Raw genomic sequence first — 15954 nt, forward strand, 5'->3', positions numbered from 1 at the left:
ATATACCAATATGAGTACAGGCGAGAATGAACAGGGACTAAGGAAAATCCTGGATATGACAAGGTTGTTCAGCATTGTGATCCTGGGGATACACTTTTATTACTATTGCTACCGGGCATTTGAGCAGTGGAATTTAACCAGTACTATATCTGACAGGTTACTCGAAAACATTCAGAAAACCGGGTTGTTTGACAATTTTCATTTTTCTAAATGGATAGCAGTCGGACTGCTTATGATATCCCTTCTCGGTGCTAAGGGGAAAAAAGATGAAAAACTAAATTACAAAATCGCCTTTGCTTATATAATTACCGGATTGGGCATATACGGACTTAGCCAGTTGATTTTGCTCCCAACTATGCCGGTTATTTCCCAGGCATTATCTTATATGACAATAACTATTCTGGGTTATATTCTTATCCTCACTGGTGGTACTTTGCTGAGCCGGGTAATCAGGTTGCAGTTTAATAATAAAGATATTTTCAATAAAGAAAATGAAACCTTTCCACAGGAAGAAAGACTTTTAGAAAATGAATATTCGGTTAACCTGCCCGCAAAGTATCATCTGAAAGGCAAAGTCCGGCGAAGCTGGATAAATATTATCAATCCATTCCGGGGATTATTAGTCGCAGGAAGTCCTGGATCCGGCAAATCTTATTTTGTGATCCGTCATGTAATTACCCAACATCTTTCTAAAGGGTTTTCCATGTTCGTCTACGATTTTAAATTTGACGACCTGTCAGTAATCGCCTATAATCACTTTTTAAAGAACAGGCATAAATTTAAAGTAGCTCCTGAGTTTTATGTTATTAATTTTGATGATCTCTCCCGCAGCCACCGGTGCAATCCCCTGGACAAAGAAAATATGCTCGATATCACCGATGCTGCAGAATCAGCCCGGACGATTTTAATGGGACTTAACCGGGAATGGATCAAAAGACAAGGCGATTTCTTTGTAGAATCGCCGATTAACTTTTTGACTGCGATCATTTGGTTTTTGCGCCGCTACCAGGACGGAGAATTTTGTACACTGCCGCATGTCATAGAACTGATGCAGGTAAATTATGACAAGCTTTTTTCCGTACTGAGGACTGAAAAGGAAATAGATGTCTTGATCAATCCTTTTATAAACGCTTACCTAAATGATGTAATGGAACAGTTGGAAGGACAAATTGCTGCGGGAAAGGTAGCTATGGCAAGATTATCCTCTCCTCAATTATACTATGTCCTTTCCGGGAATGATTTCAGTCTTGATATTAATAACCCTGGCGCTCCAAAGATTCTTTGCATGGGCAATAACCCGCAAAAAATACAGATATATGGAGCAGTATTGTCTCTTTATGTTAATCGCCTGGTTAAGCTGGTCAACAAAAAAGGAAAGCTGAAAAGCAGTCTGATCTTCGATGAGTTTCCAACCATCTATCTCAATAATATAGACAGCCTGATTGCTACAGCCCGGAGTAATAAGGTAGCAACATGTTTGGGTATTCAGGATTTTAGCCAGCTCCGTAAGGATTATGGGAAAGAACAGTCAGATGTGATTATGAACATTACTGGTAATATTATTTCCGGACAGGTAGCAGGAGATACAGCAAAACAATTGTCAGAACGGTTTGGAAAGATTATGCAGGATAGAGCCAGTTTCTCCATCAATAGGATGGATACATCCATTAGCCGTTCTAAACAACTGGAATCCGCGGTACCTGCTTCCAAAATTTCTGCACTCAGTTCGGGAGAGTTCGTGGGGATGGTAGCGGATGATCCTGGCAATAAAATAGAACTTAAAACTTTCCATTCGTCTTTAATAAATGATCATACTTTTCTGCAAAGTGAACAGAAAAACTACAAGCCTATTCCTCAAGTCAGGAAAATTGATAACGCTATGATCCAGCGGAATTATTTGCAGATAAAACAGGATGTAGAGGATTTGATAAATGCTGAAATTGAACGGATGATGAATGACCCTGGTTTGGTAGGACTGATAATAAAAAAAAATAAAGATTAAAAATACAATCCCTATGGCTAAATATTTTAGTAATATTGCGGGTTAGATGATTTTTACAGTCCTTTTATTATATTATGCAAAATTAATTATCTCTTCAGATGGGTAAACCTTTTAAAAAAGAATTGTCTTTCATTAATGAAACTTATAATTGGGCAAAATCTGTTGATATTACGGAGTTGACAGATAACATTGAAGAAATTATGAATTTTTCAACCTTTGTAGTCGGCTCGGGAGGATCATTCAGCGCTTGTCATATGTTTTCGGTGTTACAGCAGTCTAAGGGTACATTTTCGAAGCCCATTACGCCTCTTGAACTACATTATTCGTCTGGATCAATAAGGGATTCTAATGTCTTCTTCTTGAGCGCAAGCGGAAAAAATTCTGATATTCTTTTTGCCTACAACAGGGCAATAATGCACGATGCTAAGAATGTTTTTGGTATTTGTATGAAGAAAAATACAAGACTTAGAACGATTTCGTTAAATCATTCAATTAGTAAAATTATAGAGCTCGATAGTCCTGCAGGGAAGGATGGCTTTTTAGCTACAAATTCTTTGATTGGATATTTTACACTTTTGTCTAGAATGTTTGGTTTCGAGAATAATGTTGAAGACTTTTATTTATCAACTTCGGAAATAGACTCCATCAAGCATTTTGTAGAAAAATTAGACTCTGATTTTACTTTAATAGTTTTATACGCGGGATGGAGTCAACCGGTTGCGGTTGACTTAGAATCAAAATTTACAGAAGCGGGGCTTGGAAACGTTTTATTTTCTGATTATCGAAATTTTGGACATGGCCGACATAACTGGTTTGACAAAAAAAAGAGGCAGTCAGCAGTTGTTGCACTTATTACGCCTGAAGAAAACGAATTAGCTCAGAAAACCTTGGCTCTGCTTCCAGATCCTATTCCAAAATTGGTCTTGGAAACGAGATATCATTTGTCTACTTCGACGATTGATCTTCTTATAAAGTCATTTTACTTAGTGAACGCTGTTGGCGAAAAAGTTGGAATAGATCCAGGTAGACCTGGGGTGCCGACGTACGGGGGCAAACTTTATAATTTACGATATCTATCCCTGCTAGAAAATAAGAAGAGGGATTATAAGAGCATTAATGCTATTTTGAGGAAATCCCGTAAAAAATCTTATGAAGAGCTAACTAAAGTGGAATTGACCCACTGGAATGAGAGTTTATTTAAATTCAAGAAAAAAATGAATAATGGTAAATTTGGTGCGGTCATTTTAGACTACGATGGGACCTTGTGTACAAAAGAAGAAAGAAAAAAATTGCCATCGCCACAAATTATAGAGGCTTTGCATACATATGCTAAAAAAGGGTTCATTGTTGGGATAGTAACAGGAAGGGGCAAATCAGTGCGAGCAAATTTGGCTAAATGCATTGATAAGAAATACTGGGGAAACATCATTGTCGGTTATTATAATGGTGGAGTCATCGCCCAATTAACAGATGAATCGCAACCCGACATAAGTGCTAAACCTAAAAAATCTTTACAATTAATTTCAGATACAATAAGGAGTCATTCTCAATTTGACTTTTCTTCAGAACTGTCATTAAGACCATTGCAAATGACAATTGAAAAAAATAATAAGGGAGATTGGAATTTGGAAAAACAGATGATCTTGGAAATGATAGCAAATCTCCAGTTAAATGATATTCAAGTATTAGAGTCCGGACATTCAATGGATGTTATTGCAAGACCTGAAGTTTCTAAATTAAACATAATAAAGCTTTGTGTTGAAGAATGCAGCAAAAGAGGTATTTCGGAGCAGTATGTTTGTATCGGTGATAAAGGAATGTATCCAGGCAATGATTATGAACTACTGCGATCAGAATATTCCTTAAGTGTAGATGAAGTATCGTCCGATCCTGTTACTTGCTGGAATTTATCTGATGTTGGAAAAAAAGGTGTTCTCTCTTGTTTGGAATATCTCAATTCTGCTAAATTCAATAAATCTTACTTTACCTTGTCATTATGAGAAACGATATTGCTCAGGCCCTTATGCTAAATGTATTAAATGGTTCATCTTTTGAAGTTGTTGATGATGCCAGGAAATATTTTCAAAATATGGCAAAATATAAATACGATGACTATCAACAGTATTCACCTGGAATGAGGTTTATAGAACGATTTGCTCTGTGGCTTAATCAATTTAATGATGCTGATAAAAGTGTAGCGTTAAAATTCATTCGTGAAAAACTTATTTTTATCTCTCACGCTGAAATGAATCTTCTGGTTTCGTCCGCTTTTCCAGATGTCATAAGAGAGTACTTTCTCAGGGATGTTTCTGATCTAATTAATGTTCCCGAATATGATGTAGCGAAAATTATCGGATCAAAAGAATATAAAAGGCTTGTCAGACAGTCTCTTTTCTGTGGAATGAGTGATGGCGCCAAGATGGAATATTTTAGGCGTTCAAATACGGGAGTTATCTCACATGAACAAATCTATCAAACCTATGAATTGTCGGATGATAGGGCTGGAAAAATGAAGGAGGAACTAATTAAGGATTTAGAAAAAATACTAGGTACAAAGGAAATCGAGGAAGCTGAGCAAAAATTTAAAAATGTTTTTTTGTTAGATGATTTTTCTGCTAGTGGGACTTCGTATCTGAAATTTGTAACAAAAGATGGCGAATCCATAGGAAAAGGGAAAATAGCAGCATTTTATAGAAGTATATCTCAAAACCCTGGACTGAAAGAAGTCTTTGACCTTGATCATTTAAAGGTTTATGTAATTATATATTTGTGTACGGAACAAGCTAAAAATCAAATAGAAAATAATTTCAATGAACTTGAAAAACAATATGGGCGCAAACCTGAATTGATTTGTTTGCATATAATTCCCAATGCAGATAAACTTAATCCGGTAACAGACGAAGAAATAGTAAATCTATGTAATAAGGATAATTATTATGATGCAGAAGCCCTTGAAGACGGGCATACAAGACAAGGAGGTGGTAGTGGTGTAAAAATGGGCTTTGGACAATGCGCGCTTCCAGTAGTCTTATTTCACAATACCCCCAACAATTCTGTTCCACTTTTATGGTCCTATGATGCATCGATAAAGTTTACCGGATTGTTCCCACGGATTCCAAGACATAAAGAAATATGAGAGTTGATATAAATCCATTTTATACAAGAGCTTCTGATAATATTGATTCAGAAGAAAAATTTATTAAACTTTTCAGCCCGGAGATTCTTTTGATATTTAAGGATTATCCAATTTGGCATGCTGTTAATGTTTTAAGAAGTTCGCCAGGGGGTGGTAAGACAACTTTATTAAAAATGTTTACTCCCAAAATACTAGCATCTATAAAAAACAGTAAAAATCACGATGATCATGCCAAGGAACTCTTTAATGTATTGACGGAACTGGAAGTGTTTAACAGTAAAGGAGATATTCACATTGCTGCGGCTCTGATTTCTTTTAGTAATCAATACACAAATTTGGAGTATTTGAATCTTCCCGGCAATCAGAAAATCAGATTGTTTTGCTCATTATTAAATACTCGTATTATTCTTTCAGTACTTAAATCTATATGCTTAACAAAAGACCTTAATTATCCCCAAGATTTGCGAAGATTGACTTTTACGGAAGAAAATAATATTGATATCCCCGTCCATTTGCGCGACATAAAAAACGCATTGCAACTATATGAATGGGCTACTAATGAAGAGGAGAAAATAAGTGATCAGATTGATAGCATATACTCAGATGTCTCTGAAGTGAGAGGCGGAGATTCTTTTTATCCTTTGGATTTGTTAGCTCCATCCAACTTAAAATTGGATGGCAACAACATTGATGTCAAGGTAGTGGTAATGCTTGATGATGTTCATAATTTGTCGGTCTCACAGCGTGGTTTTTTAGTTAAGGCTGTAATTGATAAAAGGCCCTTGGTTAATACATGGATTTCAGAGCGGTTGAAAGCTTTAACAATGGAAGAGCTATTGTCTGAAGGAAGTTTACAAGGAAGGGATAATAATATTATCATTTTAGAGAATTTTTGGGCAAAACGCCATGTCCAGTTTGAGAAGTTCGCCAAATCCGTGGCTAATAGACGAGTAGAAGTAGCATTTGAGAACAAAATGGATTTTGCTAGTTTCCTTTCCATTAAAATGTCTAACAAATATCAGACGGTGATAAAGGAAGCATTGGAGAAAGTTGAAGCCAGAATAAAAAGTAAATATAGTGTCACAAGTAAATATGTGCCATGGATTAAAACAACTGAAGAACTTGATGAAGACGAGTATAATAAATTGGTGGAGTGGCGAGCTCTAGAAATTTTAATATATAGAGATTCTAATAAAGTGCAGCAAACACTAGCATTTGAAGATCTGGAGGTAGAGGCGTTGGAGCATCAAAATGGGAATGATGTAAAAGTGGCTGCTCAGCTTTTTTTACACGACGAATTCAAAATTCCTTTTTATTATGGGATTTCAACCGTATCTCGATTAGCTTCTTCCAATATTGAACAGTTTTTGAATATAGCAGGTGAATTGTTTGATCTGGTTCAGACCAACAGTGTAAAGAAAATTATTAATTCAAATCATCAGCTTGGGTTGAGCCCGGAAAAACAAGAGGAAGTTATAAAAAAGATTGTGAGCTTAAGATGGAAAGATTTAAGTACGAATGTTCCTTTGTTTGATGATGTGAAGAAGTTGATGGATTCAATAGGCCAATTTTGTTATTCTGAAACATACGTTCCGAATGCATGGAATTCTCCTGGAATTAATGGAATAGCTATTACGATGGCCCAACGGAATGAAATAAAAGATACAATATTGAAGGATAAAAATCATCAGTATTATAAACTGGCAAGGTGTTTAACAATATGTATAGCATATAACCTAATAGATTTTAAACTAAATTATAAATGTAAAGGGAGGGAATGGATGATCTTGTATATCAATAGGATTTATTGCGCAAAATATCAATTACCCCTAAATAATGGCAAGTTTAAGGAAAAGACACTAAAAGATTTATTAGGGTGGCTAAATAATGGGATTACTATTAAACCTAAACTTAACGTATAGCTATGCTAAGGTGGGAAAATTATTTCATGAAGTCTGGTTCAAATTTTGAATCCTTTTGGAAAAAATATCAAGAAGAGTCAAAGCCGGATATCCTTTTTATTATGGGTATGGGATTTGATCCCAGAACTAATAATGGTATTGAATCCATTTACTCTTTCAAATCTGAACAGAAAAGAGATACAATATTATTGCGTTATTATAAATCTGCCGAAGATGTGGAGGAAGCTCCTGTACTTAAAGTAAAGGAGCATCTGGATCGGTTAACTAATTTTTTAAATAAGGCGGGATATTCCGGGCCGCAGGAAAAAAATATTATTCTACGTTCAGATGACGATAAGAGTATTGCTTCTATCAATGCTACCTATATTATTCCAGATTTCTCTGTTTTCGAAAAATATTCAGATATAGTAATTGACATTAGCGCTATGCCAAGAGGAATATTTATTCCTCTAATTAATAAGTGTCTTGATCTTGTTGATCAATACAATAATGTTAATGTAATAAAAAAGAATCTTCATGTTATCGTTTCAGAAAACTCAAACCTTGATGGATTGATCATGGATAAAGGAACGGATGAAGCCGCCACATACATTTACGGTTTTAGAATAAAGGAAATTGATAAGACCGTTGATCAGAAAGAAGTTTGGATACCTCTCCTTGGAGAGAATCAAACCAACCAATTTGACAAAATTAAAGTTGAATTAAATCCTGTCGAAATCTGTCCTATACTTCCTTTCCCTTGTGAGAATCTTAGGAGAGGTGATAATTTGATAATTGAATATCAGGACCGGCTTTTGAATGATAATAATGTTGAACTAAAAAATATTGTATATGCGGATGAATCCAATCCTTTCCAAGTCTACAGGTTATTAAATGGAACAATTCATAGATACAATGAGTCATTTAGACTTTTATCCGGCTGTAAAATTATTGTTTCTGCTTTATCAAGTAAACTTCTTACCATAGGGGCCTTTATGGCTGTTTATGAAAAAAAGAAGGAAGGTTCAAACATTGGCATAATGCATGTGGAATCAATGGGTCATGAACTTAGTGAGGATTTTGAAGAGCAGAAAATAGAAATTGCAAAACACAACAAATTATTCGAAATTTGGCTCGCTGGAATTCCCTACAATGAAGCATAAAGAATTGAATATCAATAAGAAAAGATCCTCCAAGGCTATATGCTTTGGAGCAGGATTAGTAGCCCTTGACGTAATTATGAACGGCAATCCAAATACGCAACCAAAATTTTTGGCTGGAGGATCATGTGGGAATGTCTTAACTATTCTATCTTTTTTAGGATGGAGAAGTTACCCTATCGCAAGGCTATCCAATAAACCATCATCAAAGCTGCTTTTTGAAGACCTTAAAAATCATAAAGTAAAATTTGATTTAATCAGTCAGTCTGAAGACGGAAGCACTCCTATTATCATTCATAGAATTTTAAAGGATTCAGAAAACAATCCGAAGCATAGATATGAATTTCGTGTCCCTAAAACCAATGTGTGGTTTCCATCCTTTAAACCCATATTATCTAATAAAGTTGAGGAAATATCGTCATTCCCGTTGATTCCTAAAGTGTTTTATTTAGACAGAGTAAGCAGGGCTTCAATTAATTTAGCCAGGCATTATAAACAGAATGGAAGTATAATATTCTTTGAGCCCTCTTCCATGAACGATGAAAAACAATTTAAGGAATGTTTATCCCTTGCTGATGTATTTAAGTTTTCAAATGACAGATTACCTCGATTTAAAGATTTCTTCCCCAGTCGTCAAGTACCTATCGAAATTGAAACATTGGGCGCTAACGGATTATTATATCGGTCTTTTAGAAATAAAACTGATGATTGGAGGTTTTTAGCCGCAATTCATATAGAAAATGCTTTAGATACTGCAGGTGCTGGTGATTGGTGTAGCGCTGGAATGATTCATGCCTTATATGAAAATTTCGATGGGTCGGGTTTACCATCTCTTACAACATCAAGACTTGATCAAGTTCTTGTATTCGGTCAATTCTTAAGCGCCTTAAATTGTAGTTTTTACGGTGCTAGGGGTTTAATGTATAATCTTACTTATCCAGAAATAATAAGACTTTATAGAGGATATGTGAAAGGAGGAACTATTGACATACAGAAAAAGGAGCCGGGATTTTTTTTAAATAATATACCTTTTGATTTTTCAAAGCTGCTATAATGTGTTAAAAATACTTACATTTCCTTAAGATGAATCCTTTAACCTGCAAAGGATACAGATATATGGAGCAGTATTGTCTCTTTATGTTAATCGCCTGGTTAAACAGGTCAACAAAAAGGGAAAGTTGAAAACAGTCTGATTCTCAATGAGTTTCCAACCATCTATATAGACAGCCTGATACCACACACAGCCCGTAGTAATAAGATAGCAACTTGTTTGGGTATCTAGCATTCTTAGCCAGCTCCGCAAGGATTATGGGAAAGAACAGTTAGATGTACTGGTAATATTATTCCGGGCAGATAGCAGGGGATACAGCCAAACAATTGTCTGAAAGGTTCGGAAAGATTATAGTGATTTGCTTAAAAAACGGTACGATTGAACTTGGAAGATTAGTGAATTAATGGGATACGCGAATCACAGCCCTATTTCTAAGGCAATGATTAAAATTAGAAATAAGGCAAAGAAATATTTTGACATAAAGTAAGTAAGCGTACTGTTTACAATGTTTTTATCAGACATGCTTTTGAGGATAAAGATTTTTTTGTTCATGAATTTGCCAATGGTGTTTTACAAACAGTTTTGAGTTCTGGCATGTCGGCATTTTGCAAATCAAGGAATAACTTTTAAAAATAACCATTGAATGTCAGAGAAAGGAACAGTTTTTCAAAAAGGCGGCGGCGGCACAAACTTTGAGCAATATATTCAGGCGGCATTTGTAGTAACCATGGCTGTAAAAGGAAATGCACCCTGCATACCTCAAAACGAAATTGAAGAAATTGTATTGCAGGCTTCAAACAGGAGTTGGGAAACCGACGATATGCTCGTCATTGCAAAATCGAAATCCGGGAACCATCAGTTATTAGTTCAGGCTAAACATACACTTGTATTTTCGGAAGAAAACGAAACCTTTAATGAAGTAATACTTGCTTTCTGGAGTGATTTTAATAAGCCGGCTTTTAACAAGATGAATGACCGGCTCCTAATTATCAAAAACAGGCTGAACAACATTGAAAAAAATCATATCAAGGGAATTCTTAACTATGCAAAAACCCATTCTTCAGAAACTGATTTTATAAGCGAAGTAAACAGAATTAAAGAGAAAAAAGAGCGGCTAGATATTTTCAGAAAAACTTTGAAGGTGGCAAACAATAACAATGCTGTTGGCGAAAAGAATTTATGGGAATTTCTTAAATGTCTGGATGTACTTGGTTATGATTTTTTAAATGAAGGCAGTGTAGATGAAACGTATATTTTAAATCTTATTAAACTATCCAAGAATACATCTATTACAACTGGAGAAAAGGAAATATGGAACAGTATAATCACTTTTATTACAAAAACTAATCCTGCAGGTGGGAGTCTCACAAAGGAAACAATTAAAGGAAAGGAGTTTTACAACTATTTCGATTTTAGCCGCCTGGAACCAGTCTACAAGTCAGTTGAGAAATTATTAAAAGACAGTGAAGCGATACTAAAACCAATCAAGAATGTGATTGGTAATTCAACCGCTCAGTTTTATATTTCCCGGCCTACCATGATTCAGGATATAGTCAATGGGACCAATGAGTCAAATTTTGTTATTGTTACAGGTAAACCTGGTGTTGGCAAATCTGCTGTGGTGAAAGACATTTTTGCAGGCGGCTTTATTGATTCCAGCATCCTTGTTTTTCGGGCTGATCAATTTAACCGACCTCATTTGGCAAATGTCCTCTCTGATATGGGAATTCATCAGTCGCTCACGGAAGTATTTGCCTGCCTTTCACTGATACCGGGAAAAATTATTTTTATTGACAGTCTTGAAAAATTATTGGAAGATGCAGATCCTGATAATGCTTTTAATCAACTTCTTTCACTAACTAAGGAAAAGGATATTAAGGTAATAGGGACATCCCGCAAATATGCCGTTGAACTGCTTATTCAAAAATTTGGTATCGAACAAGCCACCCTGAAAATTACAGAGGTCCTGCCATTATCGGATGCTGAACTTACAGAAGTCGCAAAACATTTTCCAGTATTAAGCAATCCCTTAAAGAATGAAAACATTAGATCTCTTTTGCGAAGTCCTAAATATCTCGACTTTACTATCAGATCACTGGCGCTGTCCTCAGATGATTTTACCGGCACTTCCATAACAAAGTTCAAAGAGAAGCTTTGGAACTCTCTTGTTTCTAATGCCTCGTACAGGGCAAATGGATTGCCTGCCAAACGAGATCGGACTTTTATGAACATAGCGGTTAACAGAGCTAAAGAAATGACGCTGTTTATTAAGGCAACCGATATTGACGAGGAGGCAGTTGATTTACTGGAAAACGATGATATAATTTTTCAGGACGGAACAAAAAGAAAATATGCACCATCCCATGATATACTCGAAGACTGGGCACTTGTAAAATATGTTTCTTTTAAATATGAGGACCATACGGATATTAAATTCTTTTTTGAAGAACTTGGCAATGAGCCCGCCATCCGGCGGGGATTCAGGTTGTGGGTTGAAGACTTCATGGTTGATCAACCAGGAAAATTAAACAGCTTAATAAAATCATCGATAACCAACGAATCAATTGAAAGATATTGGGCAGACGAACTTTTAACAGCAATTTTTAAATCTGATAACAGTAAACCTTTTTTTACTGCATTCCAAAACGAATTGCTGGATGATAATGCACGTTTTTTGAATCGCTGCCTGCATTTAATTAAAACATCCTGCAAGGAAAATAATTATTCGGTTGGCGAAAAGCCAGTATTGCTGCCGATAGGCTCAGGATGGGAAGAAGCGCTTGTTTTCATTAATCAACATTTGACTGATTTAAATCATCTTCGACTTTCTATCCTTAGCTTTCTTGATAACTGGGACTATCGTTTAATATTCCAGTATCCCCGAGAGAAGCCTGAATTGTTCGCGGTCAGGGATATTGTGCTGTTCTATATTGGTCAAATTGAAAAAGAAGACGAATTCTGGATGGAAAGGTCTTCAGAGAGTAATCAAAAACTAATTATTTCAATTTTGCTGAATCTCCCTTCAATTGTGAAGGATGAAATAACCAGCCTGGTTAAAAAGGCTCTCAAAGAAGAAGACGAAAGATCAAACTGGCGGCTGCATTCATTTTATGAAAAAGTGCTCGAAAAGTTTTTAAGTGGCATAGGAACACAACGAATTGCATTGGTTTTACCAGACCTGATTATCGAAGCTGCCTGGAAACATTGGAAATATGCACCACCCAAATTAGACGAAAACGATATGAGCTTTACCCGTGTGATGGGTGATTATATCCACCGGGACCATTGCTGGGGCATAAACGAAAAATTCGGTTTTTTCCCCTCTGGTATTTATAAAACTCCAGTTTACAACCTTCTTACCTTCCATCCTGTTCAGGCAGTAAAATTTATCACCGAATTTATCAATTACTCCGTTGATTTTTATGTAAATGCTAAATGTCATTATAAACATGAGATGTCGGAAGTGAATATAACAATGAATGATGGAACAATTGTAAAGCAATGGGCAGGATGGGAATTATGGGTAGCATATAGGGGAATTAGTGTTACCGATTATCTTTTGGAATGTTTATTAATGACGCTTGAAAAATATTTGCTGGACCTGGCATCACAAAAAACTGAAACTAGCCGCAAAACCTTAAAACTTGTTTACAATTACCTTTTGCGTAATAGCAATTCGGTAATGGTTACCGGTGTTCTATCCAGTGTAACAATAGCCTATCCTACAGAAGTTGAAGAGGAAATGTTACCCTTAGTACAGGTTAAGGAAATATTCCCTTGGGAATCAGCAAGACCGTTGCAAGAGAATACAGCCCTCGCTCCTTATGATGATCATATATTAATTGCTCAAAAGATCAGGTGGGAATCCAATCAGCTTCCACACAGAACAAAATACCGAAGAGGTTTTGCGGATTTTCTCGTGGATTATCAGTTAACAATAGGCACACTGAACCCCCGACTGATAGAAATTCTTGATAAAATGTGGGATGAGGCACAACCGGACGATGTTATATGGAGGAAGAAACTAAACGAAATAGATACACGAAAATGGGAAGTCAGCAAGTTTGAAGAGGGTTCGGGCCAGTTTATGATACAGCCCAAATATGAAACGGCAATAGTAGAGTTTATGAGTACAGGGAAGGAGCAAATGGATGCCGCAAATAAAGCCTCTGGCTACTCATTAAAGTTAAGCAAAGTATTAGATGGAAAAGAACAAATGGATATTGATACATGGAAGGAATACTTTTTATATTACTCAATTCTTGAAAAGATAGATATTCTGCATGACCGGCCGGTTACTTTTGCCGTAATAGGTTTGAGAGAATTTGCCGAGCATTTGTCAGGTGAAGAGTTGAGCTGGTGCGTGCAGACTTTAACTACTACTATTGGCTACATAATTGGAGAGACCAACGCCAGAAATTTCTCGTTGAGTAGTAATTATAACCTGATGGAAAAAGAGGTAGCATTACACTCCTTTCATCTCCTTTTTAATGTTGTTGAAGAAGAGGATAATATCAACGAGCTTATTTTTATGATGGCGTATGCTTTAATAGCACCCTTTGCTGAACATGAAATTGAAAAACTAACGGATTATGTACGATTGACGTTCGCAAAACCGCATCCTGTGATCACTAAAAAAATATGGAGAATCGTTATCCATTGCAGCCGTTTTAAGAAGGAAAATCAATACTTCTATGATGATCATGATACTAATCGCCTGCAAGCAGCAAGAAAAAAAGAGTTTGAATATGTTGAAAATCTGTCCAAGAAGGGTGAAATACCCCCACTTGATTTTTCAACAATCACCTTTATCAACTCACGGGCACATTTACTTTCCATAGCACTTTGTATAATGCCGTATGAAGAAAATGAAGAAGAATACATCCAGTTTCTTTTTAGGTTTGTTCAATTGCTTGCCGAGGATTTGAGCAGGGAGGACAATTTTTCCTATAAAAGAAATAAAGACAGACAGCTTCATCACCGTCTAATATTTGATATTGAAAAATATTTAGCGGAATTACTATTGAACGCTGAAATAGGTCTTTCAAAAAAAGTAATCGACACGCTTACGTCAATGGCTTACAAAATAAAAAAGACGGATTTACACAAAAAAGCCGATTTCCTAGATTTTATTTCGAAAACGCTTGATCTTTTAGTTTACAAATTAGATGATTTTGTTTCAAATGATGCAAATAAGGAATTAAGAAACATTGTCACAAAGAGGTTCTGGGATTTATGGAATCACCTGTATAGTATCGTTTCCAAAAGCAAGAAAGATTATTTTAAATCTAAGTTATTATTTGATACAGAGATTTCTTGGCCTGAGGAACGAGACCACTTCAGTGTACTCGATGGAAAGACTAACCAGTATAAAGAGATGGCGTACGAGTTCGAAGAGACAAATATCAAATCGGTCATTAAAATACTATCCACTGTTGGGAGGAAAGTGTTTTTACCCGAAGGGCTAGTTTGGATAACAGATATGCTTAAAAAGTATCCCGAACAAATTAACCATGTCAATACTGTGGCTTGTGAACGACTGATAAAATCTCTTTATTATAACCATATCACTGAAATAAAAAACAGGCAAGCTCTGATTACTAATTTTATATGGCTGTTGGATAAAATGATAGACCTTGGAAATTCATCAGCTTATCTTTTCCGGGAAAATGTAATTAGCTACAAAAAATACAATTAACCTCCTCATTCAAAAGGGGAAGGGGCTGCTTTTAGGGATGAAGTGGGATATTTAAAAAAGAAGCGAAATATGTCAATCAATACTCTCTTAGATAGCGATTTGGATAAGATTCCAGACTTTGAAGTTTATGCGGCTAATCTTCAATCCTTAAAAAATATTGACTTTAGCCAATCTTCTTTACTGAATATTCAAAAGGCCTATGATCAATACGCCACAGTAATACCGTCAATATTTACAACACGGACGCCCGAACAATTTAACCAGCTGTACTTTTATCGTGTACGGATGAATATCGTTGATGAAGACCTTAATCTTTTTCGCACCTACTCTTGCCCGTCTCCACTTATTTGTAAGAATAATGGCCGGGCAAATCTCAAAGGGAAATCAGTTTTTTATTGCTCAAACAACCCGTTTGCGGCAATGATAGAAAGCAAGCCCCAGGTGGGTCAAACTGGCTATCTCAGTATATGGAAAGCCGGGACAACAAGGAATATAAAAGTGGGACTTTTGCTGCCAAACTCATTAAGGCCGGATAATATCTGGAGTGATATGGCGAAAGGAGCATACGAATATGCAATTAACCATTCAAATGCGGATGCGAAGAGCAAGGCCAAACAATTTGTGTTGCTGCATGAATTTATAGCCGGACTTTTTGTGACAGAAAAATATCCTTATTCCATTACATCAATGCTGGCTGACCAGTTGCTGTTTGATAAGGATACATGGAAAGATTGCATCCTGTATCCCAGTGTTGCTTCTGATAAACATTATTGCAACTTCGCCTTTCACCCGAACGTGGTGGATCAATTTCTGAAATTTGAAAATGTCATTCCATTTGTCGTAAAGGAAGTAAACAATAATTCGGTAGTCAGGTATACGGCAGGCCAGATCGGTAAGGTGAGCAATGCGGGAATTTTTTGGGATAAAAACATATCGCCCCAGGATGTTGATTTCAGGAACTTGCCATTTGATTAAAATAAATCCTGTTCAGTATTTTTTGTTTTTG

At 36.1% G+C, this 15954-nt stretch carries 8 protein-coding genes; all 8 read left to right on the forward strand.

Translation table 11 applies throughout. The annotated features are described in order from the left end of the window. The first annotated feature begins 10 nt into the window (after positions 1–10). The 8 genes from mobC to VL121_RS12790 all read left to right on the forward strand — a co-directional run bounded on the left by mobC (position 11) and on the right by VL121_RS12790 (position 15923). On the forward strand, positions 11–2002 hold the full coding sequence (gene mobC, locus VL121_RS12755; RefSeq protein WP_325405850.1) for a conjugal transfer protein MobC: 1992 nt from the start codon (positions 11–13) through the stop codon (positions 2000–2002). A 98-nt stretch (positions 2003–2100) separates the two neighbouring features. Further along, positions 2101–4002, forward strand: coding sequence for an HAD hydrolase family protein (locus tag VL121_RS12760; protein WP_325405852.1), 1902 nt, complete (start codon positions 2101–2103; stop codon positions 4000–4002). Continuing rightward, entirely contained in the window at positions 3999–5138 is a 1140-nt protein-coding gene (locus tag VL121_RS12765) for a phosphoribosyltransferase-like protein (RefSeq protein ID WP_325405854.1), read from the forward strand. Before VL121_RS12760 ends, VL121_RS12765 begins: the two co-directional genes overlap by 4 nt. After that, positions 5135–7060 (forward strand): ORC-CDC6 family AAA ATPase, encoded by a 1926-nt coding sequence (locus VL121_RS12770; RefSeq protein WP_325405856.1) that lies wholly within the window; start codon positions 5135–5137, stop codon positions 7058–7060. The genes VL121_RS12765 and VL121_RS12770 overlap by 4 nt, the downstream gene beginning before the upstream one ends. A gap of 2 nt (positions 7061–7062) precedes the next feature. After that, a complete protein-coding gene (locus tag VL121_RS12775; RefSeq protein WP_325405858.1) occupies positions 7063–8202 on the forward strand; it encodes a hypothetical protein in 1140 nt (379 codons plus the stop codon). Further along, positions 8192–9253 carry a carbohydrate kinase family protein gene (locus tag VL121_RS12780; RefSeq protein WP_325405860.1) on the forward strand — a complete coding sequence of 354 codons (1062 nt, stop codon included), beginning with the start codon at positions 8192–8194 and terminating at the stop codon, positions 9251–9253. Before VL121_RS12775 ends, VL121_RS12780 begins: the two co-directional genes overlap by 11 nt. A gap of 640 nt (positions 9254–9893) precedes the next feature. Continuing rightward, the gene (locus tag VL121_RS12785; RefSeq protein ID WP_325405862.1) at positions 9894–14948 is read left to right on the forward strand and encodes a P-loop NTPase family protein; all 5055 of its coding nucleotides are present in this window, start codon (positions 9894–9896) and stop codon (positions 14946–14948) included. Positions 14949–15017: 69 nt separating this feature from the next. Then, positions 15018–15923, forward strand: coding sequence for a hypothetical protein (locus tag VL121_RS12790; protein WP_325405864.1), 906 nt, complete (start codon positions 15018–15020; stop codon positions 15921–15923). The last annotated feature ends 31 nt before the right edge of the window (positions 15924–15954 follow it).

It is taken from the genome of Agriterribacter sp. (genome assembly GCF_035497235.1).
Taxonomy (GTDB): Bacteria; Bacteroidota; Bacteroidia; order Chitinophagales; family Chitinophagaceae; genus Agriterribacter.